This window comes from Streptomyces sp. NPDC050485 (assembly GCF_044458185.1).
Lineage (GTDB): Bacteria > Actinomycetota > Actinomycetes > Streptomycetales > Streptomycetaceae > Streptomyces.
Genome location: NZ_JBITHR010000015.1, coordinates 1 through 22,313 on the forward strand (window position 1 = coordinate 1; position 22,313 = coordinate 22,313).

Consider the following 22,313-nt stretch of genomic DNA (forward strand, 5'->3'; position numbering starts at 1 on the left):
CCCCCCCCCCCCCCCCCCCCCCCCCCCCCCCCCCCCCCCCCCCCCCCCCCCCCCCCCCCCCCCCCCCCCCCCCCCCCCCCCCCCCCCCCCCCCGCCCGTGTCTCGTCCCGTCCGCGGGCGTACGTCATTCCACCGCGGGCACCAGGTTGAGCACCGGGGCGGCCTGGTCGGTGGCCTGGTGCAGCTGGCCCAGGTCGTTGAGGTGGTTGAGCCCGCCCAGCTGGTTCTTGACGGTGGGGAACTCGGCGCGGTACTCGGCGGGGATGTCGCTGGTGGAGATGGCGTCGAGCTCGCTGACCGGGCTCACCGGCTTGACCAGGTGGTCCAGCGGGCCGGCGGCGTTCGCCGCCGATGCGGCGAGACCCGAGACACCGGCTGCGACGGCAAGGACTGTGGCGATTCGTCGTGTTGAGATCACGCCTGCACAACGGAGTGCGGCAGCGCCGGTCACGGCCGCCCCCCGCTCTCACCCGACAGGTGTACCTGCCTCGGGGCGACAGCTCTTCACCCGGAACCGGCCCGTGCCGCCTCCGGCCGGGCCGCGTGCCCGGACGACCGTTACGGGCAGCAGCTCCCGCCCGGGGGGAGTAGAACCCCGGGCGGGAGCTGCCGGTGCGCGGTCCGTGCCGCGGCACGGATCCTGTTCCGCGCAGTCCAACGACCCGCGCGCAGAATCGTTCTGCCGGTGCGCTCCCCCGCCCCGGCAGCCCTGCGCCGTCACAGACCTTGCGGCCAGGCGTAGCTCTTGGGTACGGGACCGGTGTCGTTGTCCCGGGCGAAGACGAGGGCGATCTCGTCGTGACCCCGCAGCTCGATCGCCGCGGGATTCCCGCCGACCTTGCGGCCGTTGACGTACGCCGTCAGATGGCGGCCCTTGCCGGCGCGCAGGCCGCCGATGCGGTCCGCGGCGAGCGGCACCCGCCACTCGGCCATGAACTGGCCGAGCGTGAAGACCGCCGGCCGGGGCGACTCGACGTGGATCACGCCGCTGGTGTCATGGGTGTGCACGGGGCTGATGCGGCCGCCCGCCTCGTCGATGCCGACCGAGGCGGGGACGGTGACGGGCCGCCGGTCGACCAGGACGTCCAGGTGGGTGTGGGTGTGCTGCACCACGCCCTCGGCCGACAGCATCGGCAGCCCGGCCTCGCGCACCGCGGCGGAGGGGTCCGCGGGCGCGGGCCACGGCGGCGGCCCGGTCTGCTCCCCGCCCAGGTCGCGCGGGTCCGGCAGCGCCGAGGCGCCCCCAGCCCCGAGCACCGTGACGGCGGCGACGGCGAGCAGGGCGGCAAGGACGTTCCTGGGCGTACGGGGCATGTGCGGGACTCCTGGGCGTACGAAGCGGATGGGCCGGCGGTACGGGTGCCTCACGGAGAGCGGTGGCGCCAACTCGGCTCAATGAGAGGTGAGTTGGGATGCGATGGCGCCCTCGGGGTTCAGAGGCTCGCGGTGGCCGCGGGGTCGCCCTGGACCGCGGGCGCGCTCACGCCGGCATTGGGCATGGTGAGCGCGGGCATCCCGATCCGCTCACGGCTCGGTGCGGCGAGCGGGGCGCCGATGTCAGCGCCGGGGGTGGCGGCGTGCAGCGGGGAGCCGGGGCTGACCAGCGCGGCGGTGCCGAGGAGGTTGGAGTTCAGCGGGGCGGGCAGCGGCGCCCCGATGTCGGTGGTCGGCAGCGCGGAGTTGATCGGGACGGACGGGACCATGTTCTCCGGCAGGAGCTTGCCCTTCACATGGCGCGGGATGTTGGGCGGACCGGGGATCATGAGCGGCACGCCCGTGTTCACGGTGGGGGCTTCGAACGGAAGGACCGCGTTCAGACCGTAGAAGGGGACGGCGATCGGAACGACCGGGGCCGCCGCGGCCGGCGCCACCGCCGCCGCGGCCGCCATGCCCGCCATGACGCTCGCCAGTCCCACACGTGAGGTGATTCCCATGGATGTTCTCTTCCTTCCCTGGCCTACCCGGTCGTGTCGTTCTGCAGAACGATCCCGACGGCTGGATCACTGCAAAGTTCCCCTGCTTGCAGCAATGCGAAGTCAATACGCGGTGCTCGTATGACGGGGCGTGCCCTCCGCCCGGCTCATGCGTTGTAGGAGTTATGAACGTACGTCGATACCTCGCCGCCGCCGCAGCCGGAACCGCGCTCGCCGCCGCCCTGTCCCCCTCCGCGCACGCCCTCGACCTCGGCGGCACTCTGGGCGGTGCCGCCCGGACCACCAGCGCCGCCGGCGCGCGGATCAAGCCCGCCGCGGACACCGTCGTCGGGGACAAGCTGGGCCAGAAGGTGGCCGCCGTGAAGACCGGGGTGAAGGCCGGGGCCGAAGCCGTGGCGGCCGCCCGTGACGCGGTGAAGGCCGGCCACGCCCTGGTGAGCTGACCGGCGTGGCAGACCCCCGGCGCGGCCCCGCCGCCGACCTCGCGGACCCGGCGTTCTGGAAGCTGCCTCCCGCACAACGCCTCGCGGGCTTCGCCGAGTTGCGTGAGCAGCCGCGTCCGGCGTACTTCGTCGAGCGCCGGGCCGCCCGGCTCCGTCCCGAGCGGGGCTTCTACGCCCTGGTCCGGCACGCCGATGTACTGCGGGCGAGCCGGCTGCCGCAGGTGTTCGCCAGCGCGCCGGGGGTCACCTCTCCCGAGCCGGCGCGCTGGGTGCGGACGGTGTTCGGCGACTCGATGGTCAACCTGGACGGCGCCGACCACGCCCGGCTGCGGCGCATCGTCTCGCAGGCCTTCACCCCGCGCCTGCTCGCCGCCACCGAGGTGAGCATCCGCGAGCTGGCCGTACGCATCGTGGACGACATGGTCGCCGAGCGGCCCGACGAGTTCGTGTCGGCGGTGGCCTCGCGGATGTCGTTCGAGGTCATCTGCGCGATGCTCGGCGTGCCCGACGCCTACCGGCGCGAGATCGCCCGGCAGATCGACCGGGCCTCCGAGCACGCCGGGGTACGGCGCGGCCTCGGCGCCCGGCTGCTGAGCCCGGGCAAGGGGCTGCGCGCCCTGGCCCGGATGCAGCTGACGGTGGCCCGGCTCGGCCGGGAGCGGCGCCGCCGTCCGACCGGCGACCTCATCTCGGCTCTGGTCCGCGCCGACCTGGAGGGCCAGGCGCTGAACTACCGCCAGCTCGGCTCGTTCTTCTCGCTGCTGCTCGTCGCCGGGGTGGAGACGACCCGCAACGCCATCGCCCACGCCCTGGCACTGCTGACCGGCCACCCCGGTCAACTGACCCTGCTGGTCTCGGACTTCGAGCGGTACGCGGACGGCGCCGTGGACGAGATCGTGCGGCATTCGACGCCCATCATCCAGTTCCGCCGCACCGTCACCACGCACCACGAGATGGACGGCCACACCTTCCTGCCGGGCGACAAGGTGATGCTCCTTTACGCATCCGCGAATCGCGACGCATCCGTATTCGCCGACCCGGACGTCTTCGACATCACCCGCAGCCCCAATCCGCATCTCGGCTACGGGGGCGGCGGCCCGCATTATTGCCTCGGTGCGCACTTGGCGCGACTGGAGATCAAGTCCGTGCTCCGCGAGCTGCTGACCCGGCCGCTGGCCCTGCGCACGCTCGGCGCCCCCGAACTCGGCACCTCCAATTTCGACCACCGCGTACGCAAGCAGCCCTTTGCATTTGATGTGACCAGGACCTGAAATCCCGGGCTCCTCGCGGCGCGCGTACCTTCGCCGGGGCAGCGGCGTTGTACCGGGCATGAACCCACGTCACCGCCACCGGGCCGCCACCGCCGCCGCATCGCGCCTGCTCCTGGCCGCGCCCGGGGTCGCGGCCGCCGACAGCGTCGCCGGACAGGGCGGCGTCAGCGGATTCGGCCAGCCCAAGGTGCTCGGCGGCCGGGGCAGGGCCGCCGAGACCCTCACCTCCGGCGTCGCCGCGCTGAGCGGCGCCCTTCAGCGCGGCGGCCGCTGACGGCCCGGATCGGCCGCGGGACCGGGCCCGCCGGCCCGCTTGCGGGACGACCGTCGAGGAGGTCCCCGACGGTTCCGGCGCCACGGTCCGCGCCGCCCTCCTGGAAGCCGGCGCTGTGCGCGCTGGTCCTGCTGTTCTCGGCGCTGGTGCAGTGGCCCCCGTTCGAGGAGCAGCCCCCCGCGCCCGTCGCGTCCGGCACCGCGGCGGGCGTCTTCACCGGCGCCGACCAGGACGGCATCGACCGGCTCGCCGCCGTCGAGAAGTGGCGCGGCCGGGGCCCGCTGCGCGCGGGGCACACCTATCTGCCGGGCCGTACCTGGAGCGAGATCGAAGGGCCGCCCGGACTGCTCGGGCCCTGGGCCGACTGGCAGCACCGGCGTGCCGGGCGGGTGTTCGTCCTCAATGTGCCGATGCTGGACCGCAGCGAGGACCCGCTGCCCGACGAGGAGGTCCGGAACCTGCTCCAGCAGGGCGCGCGAGGTGACTTCGACGGCCACTTCCGGACCCTGGCCGAACGCCTGGTCCGCCTCCAACTCCAAGACACCGTCGTGGTGTTGGGCTGGGAGATGAACGGCACCACCTACACCCACCGGTGCGGCCCCGACCCCGCAGCCTGGCGGGCGTACTGGCGCCGCATCGTCGGGGCGATGCGCTCGGCGCCGGGGCAGCGGTTCCGGTTCGACTTCGCGCCGAGCCGGGGCCGGGACGCCGTCGAGTGGACCCGCTGCTACCCCGGCGACGGCTTCGTGGACATCGTCGGCATGGACTCCTACGACCAGCCCCAGGGCATGTCCTTCCGCGAGCAGGTCGAGGAGCCGTACGGGCTGCGGGCACAGGTGAGGTTCGCCGCCCGGCACCGCAAGCCGGTCTCGTACCCGGAGTGGGGGCTCTTCAGCAACGGGGACGACGCGGCGTACGTCCGCGGCATGACCGCCTGGTTCCGGGCACACCGGCCCGTCTACCAGACGCTGACCGACTACTGCCCGCACGGGGTGTGGGAGTGCTCCGGCCACCCCGAGGCGGCGCGGGCCTTCCGTGCCCCGTAAGTGGATTACGCGGTAATCCGTCGCTGGGCACTGGCCTGTCGGGGGCTGCGGGCTGCGCCGGAGGCCGCGGGAACGAACCGGGAATCCGTGCAGAACCGTTTTGGGCGCAGGTGTCCGTTACTTATGACCGATCGAGACGTTGAACTGAAATGACGACTGCGAGTCTGCGGTCGCGTGTCCATTCAAGGAGAACTTTGATGTCTCGTATCGCGAAGACGGCCGCCGTCGTCGCCGGAGCGGCCGCCGTGGCGCTGGCCGGTGCGGGTATTGCCGCTGCCGACGCCGGTGCGGAGGGCGTGGCCGCCCACTCGCCCGGCGTCGTGTCCGGCAACGCGGCCCAGGTGCCCGTGCACGTGCCGGTCAACCTCTGCGGCAACACCGTCTCCGTCATCGGCCTGCTGAACCCGGCGTTCGGCAACGAGTGCGCCAACATCGACAGCCACGAAAAGGGCCACGAGGGCGGCTACGGAGACTAGTCCCCCGGATCCGGCCGGGCGTCCCGCGCGACGGCCCGGCCGGTCAAGGATTTCCCGTACGGCCTCCCGGTCTTCTCCCTCCGGGAGGCCGTCGCCGTGTCAGGCGTACTGGTAGATCCTGCTGTGGTCGAGCAGGGCCGAGGGCCGCACGCCGAACGGCGGCATCGGCTCGTCGAGCGCCGCCACCCGGCCGTGCTGCGGGTCACCCGACGGCGGTGGTACGGCCGGGAGATACTGCGCCGAGTGCGGGTGGCCGATCTGCCAGCTCGACCAGAGGCGGTCGATGAACGCGTGGTGCAGCCAGAACACGGGGTCGTTGACGGCGGCCGCACCGAGCATGGTGCCGTTGACCCAGCGGTGCACCTGGTTGTGGGTACGGAACCTGGCGTTGCCCGAACCCGGGGTCCAGCCCTCGATCTGGTTGCGGAAGCCGGTCCTGCTGGTGGAGTTCCAGGGCGCCACGTCGTACACCGGGTCGGCGAGGGCGCGCAGGACGTCGGCGGGTGGCGGGAGGATGACGGGGTCGTTGGGGCGGCCCAGGTCCCGGGCCAGGAACCGGTCTTCGGTCACATTGGCCCGGATCTCCCAGTTCCCGTGCGCGTACGCGAAGGGCCCCGTCATGACCTGGAGGTCGCCGCGCCGCCCGTTGCCACCCATGAAGTCGTCGGCCCAGAGGTACGACGCGGGCGAGTTGTCCCGCGTCCAGTCCCAATAGGGCACGGTGACACGGGGGTTGATCTGCTGGAGGGAGCGCTCGAACTGGAGCAGGAACTGGCGGTGCCACGGCAGGAAGGACGGCGTCATGTGCGCCACGCGCAGCCCGCCGTCGCCGTCGGAGACGTAGAAGTCGATGTGCGTGCGCACCAACTCGTCGTACCCGCCGCGCTTTTTGAGTTCGAGGACGGCGTTGACGAACGCCTTGCGTTCGGCGCTCGTGAGGGTGCTCTGGTTCTTACGCGTGTACACCACGGGCTGCTCCTGCCTGGTGGCTGCCGTGCACGGGTACGGAGGCGAGCCGGGCGGGACCGAGCGCCACCGCGGCGGCGCGGGCGGCCTCGCGCGGGGTGGCGTACGACTCGTAGTGGTCGACGGAGCTGAGGTAGCTGCCGTCGGCCCGCCGCATCAGGGTGAGCTGGCGGCCGTCCACGAACACGGTGATCTCGGCGCCGCCCGCCGCGACCGGCCGGCCCTGGATGCGGTGTCCGGCGTGCATCTCGTCGAACGTGGACCCCGTGTTCTGATCCGGCGGGCGCGGTACGGAGGCGCCCGCGGGCTCGCCGTAGGGCGCGGCGGACCGGATCCGGGAGAGCGCCGTGCCGGTGAAGGCGACGGTGGCCGTGGTGAACAGGGCGTGCAGCAGGCCTCGTCGGGCGATGCGCCAGGTGGGGCGGGGCGGGGGCGTGCCGGGCTTGGTGGGCTCGGGGGCGCGGCCCCGGGGGCGGGTGCGGCCCGTCCGTAGTGCGTGCCAGAAGTGTGTCGCGTCCTTCATGGGCGTCTCCCTCGTGCTCGCTCGCGCGGACCGGTCCGGCACATGCGTAGGCCCCGGAAACCAGCGTGTTTCCGGGGCCCGTCCAAGCGTCCGCTCTCCTTGTCTGCTGACGGGTTCAACGAGGCCCGGTGCCACAGGAAACGGCCATGGCCGTGCAGTGGGCTCTCCCCGGGCCGGTACTGGCTGCACGGCCCGGGGAGTCCTCAACCATGCGACTGGTCAGTGGAGTCAACGCTTCCGGATGGCCTGGCGTGTCGCGGCTCGCCCATGATTCACACGGTTAGCCCAACGTTCCTGCACCGCCGCCGTCAGCCCGTCCAGAAGTCCCACCAGCGGGTCAGGATCAGCATGCCGACGATCGCGATGTGCAGCACCGGCGGCACCCAGGTGAACTCGGACAGCAGGCTGCGGACCCAACTCGGCGCGGGCAGCAGCCCGTTGCGCAGGGTGAAGGAGGTCACGTACCAGAACATGACGATGGTGGCGGCCCAGGCCAGACAGCACCACAGGCACAGCGAGTTGATCCGGTACAGCGACTCGAACTGGAGCCAGCTGACGAAGCAGACCCCGAACAGGCCGCCCGCGTTCAGCGTCAGCCAGTACCAGCGCCCGAAGCGGCCGCCCGCCAGCAGACCCGCCCCGGCGCACATCACCATGCCGTACGCGACAAGCCCGAGCAGCGGGTTGGGGAACCCGAAGACGGCGGCCTGGTCGCTCTTCATGATGTTGCCGCAGGACACCACCGGGTTGAGGCTGCACGCCGGCTGGAAGTTCGGGTCCGCGAGGAGCGCGAACTTGTCGAGGGTGATGACCCACGCGGCCACCAGTCCGGCCGCGCCGGTGATCACGAGCAGCCGGGCGAGACCGCGGCCGCCGCCGTACGTGGCGCCGCCCGCTCTTCGGGTGGCGGACGAGGCGGCGACCGGAGCGGGCGGGTGGAGCGTCCCGGAGGTGGGCATGGGGGGTGTCTCCGTTCTCGTCCGGCGGGGGTCAGCCGCGCAGGCGGCGGATGGGGAGCACGCAGTGGCCGGCACTGGCGATGGTGTCCTCGTCGCCCACGAACGCCCTCAACTGCGCGTCGCTGACGGTGAATCCGGGCCTCCCCTCGGGCCAGGACCGGGTGGCGAACATGAACTGGACCGTGCCGCGCTTCTCGGCGGCGACGAGCCACTCGGGCGGCGCCGGGCACTGGGCGGTCACCGACGGCATGGTCAGGACGGCCTGGCCGCCCTGCACGATGAGGGTTACCGGGATGCCGTCCCCGCGGGCCTGGTCGCGCACGCTGCCGGCCGGCATGCCCAGCTCGTCGAGGAACGCACGGGCCGCGGCCTCAGCACCCTCCGGCCCTTCGGTTCCGTCCCCGAGGGAGTACGCCATGAGGAAGGGCACATCGTAGGACTCGTCGGGGTGTTCGCCGCTCCAGGCGACGACGACGAGCGAGCCCAACAGGGCTGCCCTGGACGGCCGTACGGCGCTGATGGCTGAAGTCATGGCGGGACTCTAACGACATTCCGGGCGGAGCCCCTCGCAGCTGTCACCCGTGTGGATCAACCGGTCCTTCACGGGTGAGGCCGGAGCCGCGGGGCGCCCGGACATGGCGGAGCGGCCCCGGGACCCCCGTCCGCGGAGCCGCTCCCTCGCCCTGTGCGGGCGCTGCGTCAGCCCTCGTTGGCGCAGGCGTTGCCGAACGCCGGGTTCAGGGCGCCGATGACGGAGACGGTGTTGCCGCAGAGGTTGACCGGCACGTGCACGGGCACCTGGACCACGTTGCCGGACACGACGCCCGGCGATTTGACGGCCACGCCCTCCGCACCGGCGTCGGCGAACGCGGAGCCGGAAGCGGCACCGGCGGCGAGACCGGCGGCGGCGAAGGCGAGAGCGGTCTTCTTGACGGTGTTCATTGCGGAACCTTCCGTTCGGGATGGCCACAGCGTAGGCAAATGACCGGGAACCTCCGGAAACGAACACGCCGGGTTTATTGTCTTTCCCTCGTACAGCGCAGAACGGGCCGGACGGCCGGTCAATTCACCGCCGCGCCGGGCCCGTTCACATTCCGGGTCAATCACCCAGCGGAAGACCGCCGAGAAGCTGGCCCGCCTGGGCCGTCCCCTTGGTCTTGTTGAGGCCCTGGGCGGCGCTCGCCATCGTGTGCGGCAGCGACTTGGGGTCCATCAGGTTGGTGTGGACGGGCATGGTGTTGGACACCGGCGCGGTGGCGAGGCGCTGGGCCAGCGAGTCGAACCCGCCGTTCAGGCTCATAGGGGCGTTCATAGCGGGGCTCATAGGGGGGTTCATAGCGGGGTTCATAGGGGGGAGACCACCGGCCGCGAAGGCCGGGGCGGCGGCACCCACGACCGCGAGGGAACCGGCGACTGCCGCGGCAACCTTCATCGACTTCATCATCAATCCTTCCGCTGAATGCATTCTGCTGCTTCGCCTTGGGTAACGACTCCCGGACGATCGGGAAACTCTTCGGACTCGGATTTATGGCCCGCACCCGAATGCGGAAGGCCCTGCCGATTCTCGTATGAGATTCCAGTGAATTCCGGTGCGGCAAGGGGTGGTTGGGGAGGAATGCGGCGCCGGTCGGACAGCCGAAAGCGCCGGTCCCCGTCCAGGGCCGGCGCTTTCGTGGGTACGGCTCAGACGGGCAGCTTGGGCAGCGCCGGCAGGCCCGGCAGGTTGGGCACCGGCAGGCCGCCGCCGAGCACCGTGGCCACGACCACGCCGACGAGGCCGGTGATCACCGCCGTCGCATCGGGCACGACGCCCGCGACATTGAGGCTGGTGACGTCCTTGACCAGGGCGCCGAGGGCCTTCTTGAGCGCCGCGACGGCGTCGGCCTTGAGGTCAAGCAGTGCGGCGGCGTTCTGCGGGCTGCCCGCCGGCAGCTTCGGCGCGGCGGGCAGCGCCGAGGTCGACGGAACGGAGGGCGTGGCCGGGACGGCGGGCAGCGCCGAGGTCGACGGAACGGAGGGCGTGGCCGGGACAGCCAGGGGCGCCGACTTCACCTTGTCCAGCGCGGCCGTGGCTTTGGCGAGCAGCGCCTCGGCGTCGGCCGCGGGCAGCTGGCCGTTGTCCGCCTTGAGCACCGCGTTCAGCAGATCGGTCACGGGGGTGAGCACACCCCCCATGTCGCCCAGGGAATTGACCTGTGCGAGCAGGGCGTCGGCGCCCGGCACCGGAACGTCGCCGCCCGGCACCGGAACTTCGGCACGGACCGAGCTCGGGGAGTGGGATTCGGCGGCCATCGCGGTTCCGGCGGAACCGATGACGATCGCGGTCGAGAGGGCCACTGCGGCCAGCCGCCGCGGCGTGCGTGCGCGCATGAAACGTTTCTCCTTCGGTGAGGAATGCAGATTTCCTCACCGTGCGCGGGCCCTGAAACCCCCGCAACCGCATGGTCATCCGGGGTGACCCTGCCGTATCCGCCGCAGCGCGCCTAGCTGGCACAACTCCGTGACCCGCCCCTCTGCGTGGGCTTCCCCCATCCGGGGCAGCACAAAGCCCCGGCAGCTCCTTGGGCGGGAGTGGCCGGGGCCGCGGCGGGGACTACTCGTTGACGCAGGTGTTGCCGAAGGACGGGTTCAGGGCGCCGATGACGTTCACCGTGTTGCCGCAGGCGTTGACCGGCACGTGGACCGGCACCTGGGCCATGTTGCCGGACACGACGCCGGGCGAGTTGACGGCCGCGCCCTCCGCACCGGCGTCGGCGGCGGCGACGCCGGCTCCGCCGGCGATGGCGGCAACGGCAGCGGTGGACAGGACCAGAGCCTTCGCGGTACGCGACATGGGAGAAGCACTCCTAGATTGAGAGAGTTCACTGACCGGGTGTTGTCACTCGACCACCCGTCAACGCGGCTCCGAGCACACGGTTTTGCCCCTAACGGGTGAACCGGGGTTTCCGGGCCGTACAGGACGGATCCGGGGCACCTGAGGACCGTGGACGCGGCTGGCGACCACGGGCCGTGGACATCGCCCCGGCGGCTTACTTGTTGACGCAGGCGTTGCCGAAGACGGGGTTCAGCAGGCCGATGACGCTCACCGTGTTGCCGCAGAGGTTGACCGGCACGTGGACCGGCACCTGGAGCAGGTTGCCGGACAGGACACCCGGGGAGCCCTCGGCGACACCCTCCGCACTCGCGCCACCGCCGTGCCCCGTGCCCGACGCCAGGCCGGCGCCCAGCATCACGACCGCGGCGCCGGCGCCGGCCGACACGACGGACTCGGCAATTCGATTCATCGCTTTTTCCTTTCGGGTGGACATGAGGCCACCGATACAACGACCCCGGCGTCAAGGGGATACGCACGATCGCCCGAAGGGACACTCCGGCGTACGCATTCATGACGGGACCGGGTCGTAAATACGGTTACAGTGCTCCCCGTCCCCGGGCCGTCACAACGCGGGGGCCTCCGGCAGCCGGAGCGCCAGTAATGGGGAATTCGCGCCGCGCGGGCCGGTCGTACCAACAGCCTTGAATACGACTCGGATGCCTCTATTCAGCTTTTTTTCGAGCGCTAGGACCGGAGTGACCGCGTATGCCGTCGCCAGCCAGAATCCCCGTCGGGCCCGGTGGACCGGAGTCCGCGCGGGAGTTGAGTGTCCTGCACCTGGTCCAGCCCGCTGAGGGGGGCGTAGCCCGAGTCGTCACGGACTTGGTGCGGGACCAGCTGCGCAGCGGTTTCCGGGTCACCGTGGCGTGCCCCGAGCCAGGCCCGTTGAGCACCGAACTGAGGCGCCTGGGCGCGCGGGTGTGCCCCTGGCGGGCCACCCGCTCGCCCGGCCCCGCGCTGCTCGGCGAGACGCTGCGGGCGGCCCGGCTGATCCGGCGGGTACGCCCCGATGTGATCCACGCGCACAGCGCCAAGGCCGGGGTCGCCGCCCGGCTCGCCGTGCGCGGCCGGGTGCCCACCGTCTTCCAGCCGCATGCCTGGTCGTTCGAGGCCGTCGGCGGTTTCACCGCGCTCCTCACCCGGGGCTGGGAGCGCGCGGCCGTGCGCTGGACCTCGCGCGTCGTGTGCGTCAGCGAGGGCGAGCGGGCCACCGGACGCCGGGCCGGCGTCCTCGCGGAGTGCTCCGTGATCCCCAACGGCGTCGACCTCGACCACTACCGCGCGAGCGACCAGGCACCGGTCGCCCAGGACGCGCCGCTGGTGGTCTGCGTCGGACGGCTGTGCCGCCAAAAGGGCCAGGACGTGCTGATCCGGGCCTGGCCCGACGTACGCGCGAAGGTGCCCGGCGCGCATCTGGTGCTGGTCGGCGACGGGCCCGACCTGGCGGCGCTGCGCGCGGCGGCGCCCCCATCGGTGTCCTTCGTCGGCGCGGTCTGCGACACCGCCGCCTGGTACCGGGCGGCCGATCTGGTCGTGCTGCCCTCGCGCTGGGAGGGCATGGCGCTCGCCCCGCTGGAGGCGATGGCGTGCGGCAGGGCCGTGGTGGTCACCGATGTGGGGGGTTCGGCCGAGAGCCTCGCGCCCGGGCACGCGCCGTTCTGTCTCGTACCGCCGGACAGCCCGGGCGAGTTGGCGCGCGCCGTGACGGGGCTGCTCGGGGACGCGTCGCTGCGCTCCGCGCTGGCCCGCCAGGGGCACGCGCACGTATCCACCACCCATGACGTGCGGCAGACGGCCCGAAGCATCGCGGAGGTGTACCGCGACGTGGCCGCTCTGCAGCGCTCCGAGCACAGGGAACGCATCAGCCAGTGACCGCGGAAAGCATCGTCCCTTCCGCCGGGGGGCCGCCCCACGGCGCCGGGATGTCATCGGGAACCGTTTCGGTGGTCACGCCCCGCGAGGCGCCGGACCACTTCGCTCTGCCGGCCCACCGGCCGCGCCCGGGACGCCCGTTCGTGTCCCTGCTGCTCGGCGTGGACTGCGCGGCGGCGCTGCTCGGCATGCTCGCGCTGCCGTACGCCGGGCTGCCCCCCGGGCCCGGTGGGCTGCTCGTGGCCACCGTGCTCGTACTCAACGCGCAGGCCGGGCTCTACCGGCCGACGCTGGCGCGCGGGGTGCTCGGCGTTGTGCCCGCGCTGTTCTTCCGGGCGCTGATCGGCTGGTGCGTCGTGTCGACGGTGCTGGCCCACCGGACCGCCCTCGTCCACGAGTCGGCCGATGTGCTGCTCGCGGTGTCGGCGGTCGCGACCGGCTGCGCCGTGCAGACGCTGGCGAGCTGCGCGGGACGCGCCGCGGCGCTGTGGCTGCGGCATCAGCAGGCGGTGCGCAGGCCCCGGCCCACCCTGGTGGTGGGCCCGGCGGCCACCGCCGTGCGGGTCACCGCGGCGCTGGCGCGGCAGTCGAGCGGCGGCATCCGGCCGGTCGGCGTCGTCGTGCCGCCGTCCGAGGGGCCCGTGGAGACCTCCCCGGTGCCGGTGCTTCGCAGCCTGGAGGACGTGCAGCGCGCGGTCATCCAGAACGGGGTGCGCGACTGCCTGTTCACGCACGCGGCCGACGCCGCCGCCCCAACTGCCGTACTTCCACCGCTACTTGAGGCATTGGGCTGCGCCCTGTGGCAGCTCGACACGCGCGCGCCCGGCTTCGTCGTCCCGCGGCCGGCGCCGGACGAGCTGGCCGCCTTCCCCTGCCGCCCGCTGACCAGCACCGCCGCCACCGGCCCCGGGCTCGTCTTCAAGCGGCTCGTCGACCTGCTCGTGACGCTGCCCGCCCTGATCGCCGCGGCGCCCGTGCTGCTGGTGTGCGCGCTGGTGCTGCGCTGGAGCGACGGGCCCGGGGTGCTGTTCCGCCAGGAGCGCGTCGGGCTGCGGGGGCGGGCGTTCACGCTGCTCAAGTTCCGTACGCTGCGCCCCGACACCGCGCACGAGGCCGCCACCCGCTGGAACATCGCCGACGACGGCCGGATGAGCCGGGCCGGGCACTTCATGCGGCGTACGTCCCTGGACGAGCTGCCCCAGCTGTGGAACGTGGTCCGGGGCGACATGAGCCTGGTCGGCCCGCGGCCCGAACGCCCTTATTTCGTCGCCCAGTTCAGCCGGGCGCACCCCGGGTACGCGGCCCGGCACCGGATGCCCGTGGGCATCACCGGGCTCGCCCAGGTGCAGGGGCTGCGCGGGGACACCTCGATCGAGGACCGGGCCCGCTACGACAACTACTACATCGACCACTGGTCGCTGTGGCAGGACATCTGCATCCTGCTGCGCACCGCGGCCTCCCTCGTGCGCCCCACGGGGAGCTGACCGTGCCCGCCGTCGCGGCCGTGCCGCGCACCCGGCCGCTCTCCGTACCGGCCCCGCTGCGCCGGGCCCCGCACCTGCTGCCGCTGCTCGCCGTGATCGCCCTGCTCGCCACTCCCCCGCTGGGCGCCGAGGGCTCGGCGACCGCCGCCGACGCCGCCTCGGGGCTGCTCGTGGTGTGGGCGGCGGTACGGGTCCTGCGCTCGGGGGCCCGGCCGCTGACCCGTACCGCCGTGATCGTCATGGGGCTTCCGGTGCTCGGGATCTGCGTGGCCGCGATGGGCGCCGCCGACCCGAACACCGCGGTCGCCGGGCTCGGCCGCTATCTGCAGATCTTCGTCCTGGTGCCGGTCGCCGTGCTGCTCCTGCTGCGCGACCGCGACGACTTCCGGCTCGCGGCGGCGGCCGTGGTGGCGCTCGCCCTGTTCGAGGGCGGGGTCGGCGTCCACCAGTACCTGACCGCCACCGGCGCCTCCTACATGGGCGAGGACATCCGCGCGGTCGGCACGTTCGGCGCCTCGGACGTCATGGGCATGGCGAGCGTGGTGTCCTGCGGGCTGCTCTGCGCGGTGGGGCTCGCCCTCGACCCCACGCCCGAGACCGGCCGCGCCCGGCGCCGGGCCGCGCTCGGCTGCGCCGCGCTCCTCCTCGTACCGCTGGCGCTGTCGTTCAGCCGGGGCGCCTGGATCGCGACGGCCGTCGCGGTCTGCGCCATGCTGCTGCTCTCCGGGGTGCGGCGCGCGCTCGCCGTCGTCGCGGTCGCGGCGGCCGCCGTCGTCGTCCTGGTCGGCGGGACCGGGGCGGGCTCCCAGCTGCTCCAGGAGCGGCTCGCCAGCATCACCCAGGTCGCCGACGCCCCCGACCAGTCGGTCACCGATCGGTACACGATGTGGGCGGCGGCCACTCTGATGTGGCGTCAATCCCCGCTCAACGGCGTCGGGTTGAAGGAATTCCCGGCCCACCGCGACGCCAACTCCTCGCTCGCCCTGTCCTCCGGCAGCGACACCGGGGGCGCGGGAGCCGCCTTCAAGCGCCAGCCGCTGCTCTCCCCGCACAACATGTACCTCCTCGTCCTGAGCGAGCAGGGCCTGCTCGGCGTGGTCACGCTCGTCGGGAGCTGGGCCGCGCTCCTGATCGGCGGCCTGCGCGGGCTGCGCCGCGCGCGCAAGCGGCGCACCGGCGTGGACTGCGCGCTGGTCGCGGGCGGGCTCCTCATCTGGCTGCTCGTGGACTTCTTCTACGGTGACATCGGCGGGCCCTCGACCGTGCTGACCGCGCTCGTCCTCGGCTTCGCCGCCTGGTTCGCGTTCGGTGCCCGAGGGGCGGACCGGCCATGACGGAGACCGCTCGACCGCTCCTCCCGGCGGCCGCCGCGCCCCCCGAACCCGCCCCGTCCGGACGGCTGTTGGCGCGTGCCGCCCTCCTCATCGCCGCCCTCAACATCGCCGGATCGCTCCTCGGGCTGCTGCGCGACCAGGCCTTCGCGCACGTCTTCGGCGCCGACACCGACACCGACGCCTTCCTGGTCGCCTGGACGGTCCCGGAGGTCGCCGCGACGCTGCTGATCGAGGACGGCCTGGCCTTCGTCCTGGTACCGGCGTTCAGCCTCGCCCTGGTCGAACGCGTCCGCCGCCCCGATCCCGATCCGGTCCGCGCCCTGGTGGCGGCCACCCTGCCCCGGCTGATGCTGGCGCTGGCCGCGGGCGCCGCGGTACTGATCGCCGCCGCGCCCGCCGTGGTGGCGGTGCTCGCCCCCGGCCTGCCCCGCGCGGACCTCGCCGTCGACTGCACCCGGCTGACCGCGACCTGCGCCTTCACCTTCGGGCTCGCCGGATACTGCAGCGCCGCCCTGCGCGGACACGGCCGCTTCCTCGCCCCCGCGTCGATCTACTGCGCGTACAACGTGGGCATCATCGCGCTGCTCCTGCTGCTCGGCCGGGTGTGGGGGGTGCGGGCCGCGGCGGCCGGGGTCGCGCTCGGCGGCGCGCTCATGGTGCTCGTCCAGCTGGCCGCGCTGTGGCGCGGCCGGCGCAGCTGGCACCGCCGGGAGCCGGCCCCCTTGCCGCCAGCCCGCCGGCCGGGCCGGGCCACCCCACAGGCCTTCCGGCTCGCGCTCGTCGCCCCGGTGGTGGTGTTCGCGCTGAGCCGCCAGACGCAGGTACTCATCGAGCGGTTCCTGGCCGCGCCGCTGCCCGCCGGGGCCATCTCGCATCTGAACTACGCCCAGAAAGTGGCGCAGATGCCGATGATGCTCTCGCTGATGCTGTGCACGGTCACCTTCCCGGTGATCGCGCGCGCGCTGGCCGCGGGCGACACCGAGCGGGCCAGGCGCCGGGTGGAGAGCGACGTGGTCGTGGCGGGCACCATCGTGCTCGTCGGTGCCTCGGTGGTGGTGGCGTGCGCCCCGCAGATCATCCACATCCTGTTCCAGCGCGGCGCGTTCACCGTCGCCGACACCGCGGCGACCGCGGACGTGATGCGCGTGTACGCGCTCGGTCTGCTCGGCCAGACCCTCGTCGGGGTGCTGGCCCGCTCGTACTTCTCCGAGGCCCGGCCCCTGTGGTTCCCGGCCTGCGCCATGCTGGCCGGGCTCGCCGCGACCGCCGGGGCCGGGGCCGTGGTCGTACCGGTGTGGGGCGCGCCCGGCATCGCCGCCGCCAACGCGCTCGGCATCACGCTGACCGCGCTGCTGCTCCTGTGGGGCAGCGGTCGGCGCCGCACGGCACTGCCCACCCGCTGGGCGTTCGGTCAGCTCGCCCGGCTCGCCCTGGCCGCGTGCGCCGCGACGGCGGCCTGCGAGCGGGCGGCCGACATCACATCAAATCCGTTGACCGCACTACTCGTTGGAGTGCTCGCCGCCTGCTCCGCCTTCGCCCTCGTCGCCCGCCTGCTGCGGGTCCGGGAGTTCTGTCTGCTGTTCCGTCCCGTCACACGAAAGCTCTGGCATGCCCGTTGACACGGCAGTCGGCGACCCACGGGGTCCCCTGACTGGTTCGAGACCGCGCCCCGCCGCACCGCTGTGGGTGGCGATGTACCACTCGGTGACCCACACCACGGACGACCCCTACCGCATCACCGTCTCGCCGCGCCGCTTCGAACGCCAGCTGCGCTGGCTGCGCGGCCGCGGCCTGAAGGGGGTGAGCATGGCCGAACTCATCCGGGCCCGCGCGGCCGGCACCGCCCGGGGACTGGTCGGTCTGACCTTCGACGACGGGTACGCGGACTTCACGGCCGAAGCCCTCGCGCTGCTGCGCCGCCACGACTGCACGGCGACGGTATTCGTGCTGCCTGGCCTGCTCGGCGCCACCAACGACTGGGACACACTGGGCCCGCGCAAGCCGCTCCTGGACGAACGCGGCATCCAGCAGGCCGCCACCTGGGGCATGGAGATCGCCTCGCACGGGCTCCGCCATCTCGATCTGACCCACGCCGACGAGGACACCCTGCACCGCGAGGTGCACGAGAGCAGACAGCTGCTCCTCGACCTCACCGGCCGTGACGTGACGGGCTTCTGCTATCCGTACGGGGCCGTCGACCTGCGCGCCATGGACGCGGTGCGCGCGGCCGGATACCAGTACGCCTGCGCCATCGACCCGGGCCTGCTGACCGGCCGCTACGCGCTGCCGCGCGTCCACGTCGGGGAACGCGACACCAGCTGGCGGCTGCACCTCAAGCGGGGCCTGCACCGCTGGCGCCGGGAGGCGCCCGCCGACCTTCCGGAGGGCGCGTGAAGGTCCTGCACGTCATCACCGGGCTCGGCGTCGGCGGCGCCGAGCAGCAACTGAGGCTGCTGCTGCGGCACTTGCCCTACGACCCCGACGTCGTCACGCTCACCAACCCCGGCAGCGTGGCCCGCGCCATCCTGCGCGACGGCGGCCGGGTGCGGAACCTCGGCATGGCGGGCAACCGGGACCTGGCCGCGCTGCCCCGCCTCACCCGGCTGATCTCCCGCGGCCACTACGACGTGGTCCACACCCATCTGTACCGGGCCTGCCTGTACGGCCGGCTCGCCGCCAGGCTCGCCGGGGTGCGCACCGTCGTCGCCACCGAGCACTCCCTGGGCGAGGCCCACATCGAGGGGCGGCCGCTCGGTCCCGGTGTGCGCGGCCTCTACCTGGCGAGCGAGCGGCTCGGCACGACGACGGTCGCGGTGTCCGCCACCATCGCGCGACGGCTGTCCCGCTGGGGTGTGCCGGAGCGCCGCATCCACGTCGTGCCGAACGGGATCGACGCCGCGCAGTTCGCCTTCAGCCCCCACGCCCGCGACCGCGTACGCCGTCAACTCGGGCTCCCGCCAGGGGAGTTCGCGGTCGGCGCGGTCGGCCGACTGGCGGCGGGCAAACGGTTCCGGGTCCTTGTCGAGGCGATGGCCAAACTCCCGGACGTCTGGCTGGTGTTCGCGGGCAGCGGCGAACAGGAGCAGCCACTGCGGGCGCTCGCCGAACAGCTCGGCGTGGCCGGCCGGGTGGTCTTCGCGGGCGAGTGCGCCCAGGACGGCCCGGCGGACCATCGGCCCACCCTGCCCGGAGTGCTCTCGGCGGTGGACTGCCTGGCCTCACCGTCGGACGAGGAGGCCTTCGGCCTGGCCGTCGTGGAGGGCCTCGCGGCCGGGCTCCCGGTGGCGTACGTGACCTGCCCGGCGATCGACGACCTGCCGCCCGGATCTGCCCCGGGCGCGCTGCGCACCGGCCGCACGGCCGCCGCGTTCAGCGACGTACTGCGCGAACTCCAGCAGACGGGCCCCACCCGGCACCCCGTCCCCGACGCGGTGCGCCGCTACTGCGTCACCACGACCTCGGCCCAACTGGTCCGGGTGTACGAGGCGGCCGCGGCCCGCACACCGCTGCCCCGCCGGCCGTACGGCCCGACACCGGACTCTGCGCCCGGCGCGACACCAGGCTCGGCATCCGGCTCGGCGACCATCCCGACCGTCCCGACGAACATCTCGGAGAAAGAAGAGTCCCGATGAGCAGATTCCCCGGCCCGTGGCAGCGTCAGGGCATCCGCCGTCCACTGCCCCGCTGGTGGCCGCTGCCCGTGTGCGCGCTGCTCGGCGCGACGGCGGGCGGCGCGTACGGCATGGTCAGCACCCCGGAGTACCGCGCGACCAGCTATGTGGTGGTCACCCCCGCCGGGAAGTCCGAATCGTCGGTCGCCCTCGGCTTCGCGCAGGCGTACGGGCGGGTCGCGACCGAGGTGGCCGTCATCGGGGACGCCCAGGTGTGGGCGGGGGTGAGCGCGGAGACCCTGCGGCGCAGCGTGCAGACGGCGACCTCGCCCGACGCGCCGATGATCGCGATCACCGCCACCTCGGCGCGAGCCAGGGACGCGGCGGGCATCGCCAACGCGGTGGCACGGGCCCTCACCCTCAACGGCGCGCACACCCAGGCCGACACCGGGGTGAAGGTGGTGCAGTTCTCGCGCGCGGCCAAACCGCTCGCGCCCTCCTCCCCGACCGCCTCGCTGACGGCCCTGGTGGGCGGCTGCGCGGGCGGGCTGCTCGGCGGCCTCAGCCTGCTGGCCCGCCCGCGCCGCCGCACGGAGACCGAACCCGGCGTCGCGGTGCCGAGCCCGGGCGGCGCGGTGGCCGTACCGCAGGAGGTCGGCTGATGGCTGGGTTCGGCGTCGAAGTGTGCACGGACGAAGCGCGGTTCGCCGAGCTCGCCCCCAACTGGCGCCGCTTGCATGGCAGTTGCAGTGCCGCGACCCCGTTCCAGAGCCACGCCTGGCTGCATTCGTGGTGGCTTTCGTACGGGGTGCCGGGGCGGCTGCGCGTCCATGTGGTCCACCGGGACGGCGAGTTGATCGGGGCGGCCCCGCTGATGCGGGTGCTGCGGCCGTTTCCGGCGCTGGTCCCGCTGGGCGGCACGATCTCCGACTTCACCGACGTACTCCTGGACGACAGCTGCGCCCAGGAGGCCGCGGACGCCCTCACCGAGGCGCTGATGGGCTCGGCGCGCGGCGCCCTGATCGACCTGGGCGAGGCCAGAGCGGGCGGCGGCGCCGAACGACTGCACGCCAACTGGCCCGGTCAGCGGCGGCAGTTGGCGGACTCGCACTGCCTGGAGCTGCCCGCGGCGGGCATGGACGTACTTCTCGGGCGCCTCCCCTCGAACCGCGCCCAGCGGGCCCGCGCCAAACTCCGGAAGATCGACGCGCTGGGCATCGAGCAGCGCGACGTACCTCCGGAGGAAGTGCCCGGCGCGCTGCGTACGCTGCTCGACCTGCACGGGCTCCAGTGGCAGGGCCGGGGGGTGACGCGCGAGCACCTGCGGAGCCGCTTCGAGGAGCATCTGGCGCGCGCGGTGGGCGAGATGACCCGGCAGGGCGAGGCGGTGGTCACCGAGTTCCGGCTGGACGGCGAGGTGGTGGCGGCCGATCTCACCCTGCTCTCCCCGGCGCTGGCCGGCGGCTACCTGTACGGGGCGCACCCCGACCTGCGCGGCCGCAAGGTGGACGTGGCCACGATGCTGCTGCGGGCCTGCGCGCAGCGGATCGACGGCAGCGGCCGGGCCGCGCTGAGCATGCTGCGCGGCAACGAACCGTACAAACAGCACTGGCGCCCCGAGGTGCGGGTCAACCAGCGCTTCCTGCTTGCCCGGCGGCGCACCGCCCCGCTGCTGTGGGCCAGCGCGCTGCACGCGCGGCTGCGGCGCCGGGCGGGCGCCGTGCTGTGGGCACTGCGGCAGCGGCGGGACGGCCGGAGCCGCCCCGCCACGGAGCCGTCAGGACCGGCGTGACCACCAGTCGAACCGGAGACAGAGCTTGCCGCCGATCCAGTACTCGACCCACGGGCCGAAGTCGATCGGCGCGCACTTCTCGGGCGGCTTCGGCGCGTCGGGCGCGAGGGGCACGAGTGGCTTCGGCGACGTGGAGGGCTGGGGAGATGTGGACGGCGCCGGGGCCGTGGACGGCTGGGGGCTCACCGGGGTCGGGGGCACGGGGGACGGCGAGGTGGACGGCTGCTGGGTGGGCTCGGTGCGGCCGTGCAGGAGCGAGCGGTAGACCTCCGAGGAATGGGGGTTCTCGGCACACCCCCATACACCGTGCGGGCAGTAGTCGGTGATGGTGTTGTAGAGCGGCTTGTGCGCGTCCATCCAGGCCAGCATGCGCCGCATGTATTCGGGATTGTCACCGTTGCGGAAAAGCCCCCACTCCGGAAAGGAGATCGGCTTCTTGTGAGCGGCGGCGAAATCGACGTGCTGCTGAAGTCCGTACGGCTCCTTCACCTGCTCGTCGAAATTCTGTCCCGACGGCTGGTCGTAGGAGTCCATTCCGATGATGTCGACCACGTCGTCGCCCGGATAGCACTCGGTCCAGGGCACCGCGTCGCGCCCGCGGCTCGGCGTGAAATCGAAACGGAATTTCTGCCCCGGGACGGAACGCATCGCGGTGACCGCGTTCTTCCAGTACTTCTTCCAGGACGCCGGGTCCGGTCCGCAGCGGTGGGTGTAGGTGGTGCCGTTCATCTCCCAGCCGAGCACGATGACCGTGTCCGGGATCTTGAGCTCGACCAGCCGCTCGGCCAGCGCCTTGAAGTGTGCGTCGTACTCTCCGTCGGCGCCCCGCGCGAGCAGGCGGCGCACCCAGCTGTCGGGTAGGCCCTCTTCGTTGAGGGCCTGCATGGGGACGTTGAGGACGAGGGTGCGGTCGGCCTGCTGCCGGCGCCAGGTGGCCCAGGCGTCGAGGAATCCCGCCTTCCCCTCGATGTCCGACCAGCTGTCCCCGGGCAGATAGGTGTGGCCCACTTTGATGTCGGCCCCGCCGAGCCATTTCTCAAGACCCGCGATCCGTTGGACGCCGAGGTCGCCGGAATCCAGAAAGGCGCCGAAATTCTCGGCGGAGGGGCGGGGCACAGCGGAGGAGTGGGGCACAGCCGAGGGGTATGGCACAACGGAAGGCGGGGGCACAACGGAAACGGAGGGCGGCGGCACAACGGAAGGGTGCGGCACAACGGAAACGGAGGGCGGGGGCACAACGGAGGGGTGGGGCGCAGGGGGGTCGTCGGCGCTCCGGGGTGGCCGGACTTCGACACCCGGCGCCAGGGCCAGACTGAAGAGGGCACCCGCCGCCAGAACACTCGTGGTGAAGGTGGCCGCCCTATGACGTCGCTGACGCATGTGCGCTCCCTGGTTCTGAGACCTCCCCGGGTTCCCGGTTGGAAAATATTCTTATTGCGCCGATCGGGAAGAT

26 protein-coding genes are annotated in these 22,313 nt (G+C 72.9%); 13 read left to right on the forward strand and 13 right to left on the reverse strand.

The features are described 5' to 3' along the window. Window positions 1-124: 124 nt before the first annotated feature. From ACIBK6_RS27170 to ACIBK6_RS27180, 3 genes are all read right to left on the reverse strand, one after another. Window positions 125-418, reverse strand: coding sequence for a hypothetical protein (locus tag ACIBK6_RS27170; RefSeq protein WP_399053993.1), 294 nt, complete (start codon window positions 416-418; stop codon window positions 125-127). 299 nt (window positions 419-717) lie between these two features. Beyond that, window positions 718-1,314, reverse strand: coding sequence for a hypothetical protein (locus ACIBK6_RS27175; protein WP_399053994.1), 597 nt, complete (start codon window positions 1,312-1,314; stop codon window positions 718-720). Between the two features lie 119 nt (window positions 1,315-1,433). Further along, a complete protein-coding gene (locus tag ACIBK6_RS27180) occupies window positions 1,434-1,934 on the reverse strand; it encodes a hypothetical protein (protein ID WP_399053995.1) in 501 nt (166 codons plus the stop codon). Window positions 1,935-2,098: 164 nt separating this feature from the next. On the opposite strand from ACIBK6_RS27180, the gene ACIBK6_RS27185 reads away from it, so the two are divergent. The 5 genes from ACIBK6_RS27185 to ACIBK6_RS27205 all read left to right on the forward strand — a co-directional run bounded on the left by ACIBK6_RS27185 (window position 2,099) and on the right by ACIBK6_RS27205 (window position 5,444). Further along, a complete protein-coding gene (locus ACIBK6_RS27185) occupies window positions 2,099-2,377 on the forward strand; it encodes a hypothetical protein (protein ID WP_399053996.1) in 279 nt (92 codons plus the stop codon). Between the two features lie 5 nt (window positions 2,378-2,382). Then, window positions 2,383-3,648, forward strand: coding sequence for a cytochrome P450 (locus tag ACIBK6_RS27190; RefSeq protein ID WP_399053997.1), 1,266 nt, complete (start codon window positions 2,383-2,385; stop codon window positions 3,646-3,648). Between the two features lie 58 nt (window positions 3,649-3,706). Next, on the forward strand, window positions 3,707-3,922 hold the full coding sequence (locus ACIBK6_RS27195) for a hypothetical protein (RefSeq protein ID WP_399053998.1): 216 nt from the start codon (window positions 3,707-3,709) through the stop codon (window positions 3,920-3,922). A gap of 146 nt (window positions 3,923-4,068) precedes the next feature. Next, window positions 4,069-4,968: a glycoside hydrolase family 26 protein gene (locus tag ACIBK6_RS27200; protein ID WP_399053999.1), complete on the forward strand. Its 900-nt coding sequence runs from the start codon at window positions 4,069-4,071 to the stop codon at window positions 4,966-4,968. Window positions 4,969-5,165: 197 nt separating this feature from the next. After that, window positions 5,166-5,444 carry a chaplin gene (locus ACIBK6_RS27205; protein ID WP_399054000.1) on the forward strand — a complete coding sequence of 93 codons (279 nt, stop codon included), beginning with the start codon at window positions 5,166-5,168 and terminating at the stop codon, window positions 5,442-5,444. Window positions 5,445-5,543: 99 nt separating this feature from the next. Here the strand turns inward: ACIBK6_RS27205 and ACIBK6_RS27210 are convergent, their stop codons facing one another. The 9 genes from ACIBK6_RS27210 to ACIBK6_RS27250 all read right to left on the reverse strand — a co-directional run bounded on the left by ACIBK6_RS27210 (window position 5,544) and on the right by ACIBK6_RS27250 (window position 11,176). Continuing rightward, entirely contained in the window at window positions 5,544-6,410 is an 867-nt protein-coding gene (locus ACIBK6_RS27210) for a tyrosinase family protein (protein WP_399054192.1), read from the reverse strand. After that, a complete protein-coding gene (locus tag ACIBK6_RS27215; RefSeq protein WP_399054001.1) occupies window positions 6,397-6,933 on the reverse strand; it encodes a tyrosinase family oxidase copper chaperone in 537 nt (178 codons plus the stop codon). The genes ACIBK6_RS27210 and ACIBK6_RS27215 overlap by 14 nt, the downstream gene beginning before the upstream one ends. A 308-nt stretch (window positions 6,934-7,241) precedes the next feature. Further along, entirely contained in the window at window positions 7,242-7,892 is a 651-nt protein-coding gene (locus tag ACIBK6_RS27220; RefSeq protein ID WP_399054003.1) for a vitamin K epoxide reductase family protein, read from the reverse strand. 31 nt (window positions 7,893-7,923) lie between these two features. Next, the gene (locus tag ACIBK6_RS27225) at window positions 7,924-8,424 is read right to left on the reverse strand and encodes a DUF5949 family protein (protein WP_399054004.1); all 501 of its coding nucleotides are present in this window, start codon (window positions 8,422-8,424) and stop codon (window positions 7,924-7,926) included. 167 nt (window positions 8,425-8,591) lie between these two features. After that, window positions 8,592-8,834, reverse strand: coding sequence for a chaplin (locus tag ACIBK6_RS27230; protein ID WP_399054005.1), 243 nt, complete (start codon window positions 8,832-8,834; stop codon window positions 8,592-8,594). A 157-nt stretch (window positions 8,835-8,991) separates the two neighbouring features. Beyond that, window positions 8,992-9,192: a hypothetical protein gene (locus tag ACIBK6_RS27235; protein ID WP_399054006.1), complete on the reverse strand. Its 201-nt coding sequence runs from the start codon at window positions 9,190-9,192 to the stop codon at window positions 8,992-8,994. Between the two features lie 383 nt (window positions 9,193-9,575). Next, window positions 9,576-10,262, reverse strand: a complete 687-nt coding sequence (locus tag ACIBK6_RS27240; protein WP_399054007.1) for a hypothetical protein — start codon at window positions 10,260-10,262, stop codon at window positions 9,576-9,578. A 223-nt stretch (window positions 10,263-10,485) separates the two neighbouring features. Beyond that, complete coding sequence (locus tag ACIBK6_RS27245; protein ID WP_399054008.1) at window positions 10,486-10,725, reverse strand: chaplin; 240 nt, start codon at window positions 10,723-10,725, stop codon at window positions 10,486-10,488. A 196-nt stretch (window positions 10,726-10,921) separates the two neighbouring features. Continuing rightward, window positions 10,922-11,176 (reverse strand): chaplin, encoded by a 255-nt coding sequence (locus tag ACIBK6_RS27250; protein WP_399054009.1) that lies wholly within the window; start codon window positions 11,174-11,176, stop codon window positions 10,922-10,924. A 296-nt stretch (window positions 11,177-11,472) separates the two neighbouring features. Between ACIBK6_RS27250 and ACIBK6_RS27255 the strand changes: the two genes are divergently transcribed. Genes ACIBK6_RS27255 through ACIBK6_RS27290 form a run of 8 tightly spaced genes read left to right on the forward strand, consistent with a single transcriptional unit; the run spans window position 11,473 to window position 20,860 of the window. Further along, entirely contained in the window at window positions 11,473-12,639 is a 1,167-nt protein-coding gene (locus ACIBK6_RS27255) for a glycosyltransferase (RefSeq protein WP_399054010.1), read from the forward strand. A gap of 50 nt (window positions 12,640-12,689) precedes the next feature. After that, complete coding sequence (locus tag ACIBK6_RS27260) at window positions 12,690-14,123, forward strand: sugar transferase (RefSeq protein WP_399054011.1); 1,434 nt, start codon at window positions 12,690-12,692, stop codon at window positions 14,121-14,123. Between the two features lie 2 nt (window positions 14,124-14,125). Then, entirely contained in the window at window positions 14,126-15,457 is a 1,332-nt protein-coding gene (locus ACIBK6_RS27265) for an O-antigen ligase family protein (RefSeq protein ID WP_399054012.1), read from the forward strand. After that, a complete protein-coding gene (gene murJ / locus ACIBK6_RS27270) occupies window positions 15,454-17,076 on the forward strand; it encodes a murein biosynthesis integral membrane protein MurJ (RefSeq protein WP_399054013.1) in 1,623 nt (540 codons plus the stop codon). Before ACIBK6_RS27265 ends, murJ begins: the two co-directional genes overlap by 4 nt. Continuing rightward, window positions 17,066-17,851: a polysaccharide deacetylase family protein gene (locus ACIBK6_RS27275; protein ID WP_399054014.1), complete on the forward strand. Its 786-nt coding sequence runs from the start codon at window positions 17,066-17,068 to the stop codon at window positions 17,849-17,851. Before murJ ends, ACIBK6_RS27275 begins: the two co-directional genes overlap by 11 nt. Further along, entirely contained in the window at window positions 17,848-19,089 is a 1,242-nt protein-coding gene (locus tag ACIBK6_RS27280) for a glycosyltransferase (RefSeq protein WP_399054015.1), read from the forward strand. Before ACIBK6_RS27275 ends, ACIBK6_RS27280 begins: the two co-directional genes overlap by 4 nt. After that, the gene (locus ACIBK6_RS27285) at window positions 19,086-19,730 is read left to right on the forward strand and encodes a lipopolysaccharide biosynthesis protein (protein ID WP_399054016.1); all 645 of its coding nucleotides are present in this window, start codon (window positions 19,086-19,088) and stop codon (window positions 19,728-19,730) included. The genes ACIBK6_RS27280 and ACIBK6_RS27285 overlap by 4 nt, the downstream gene beginning before the upstream one ends. Continuing rightward, window positions 19,730-20,860, forward strand: a complete 1,131-nt coding sequence (locus ACIBK6_RS27290) for a GNAT family N-acetyltransferase (RefSeq protein ID WP_399054017.1) — start codon at window positions 19,730-19,732, stop codon at window positions 20,858-20,860. The genes ACIBK6_RS27285 and ACIBK6_RS27290 overlap by 1 nt, the downstream gene beginning before the upstream one ends. Here ACIBK6_RS27290 and ACIBK6_RS27295 read toward each other — a convergent pair. Continuing rightward, entirely contained in the window at window positions 20,846-22,240 is a 1,395-nt protein-coding gene (locus ACIBK6_RS27295) for a glycoside hydrolase family 26 protein (RefSeq protein WP_399054018.1), read from the reverse strand. The two genes, ACIBK6_RS27290 and ACIBK6_RS27295, sit on opposite strands and share 15 nt — an antisense overlap. Between the last annotated feature and the right edge of the window lie 73 nt (window positions 22,241-22,313).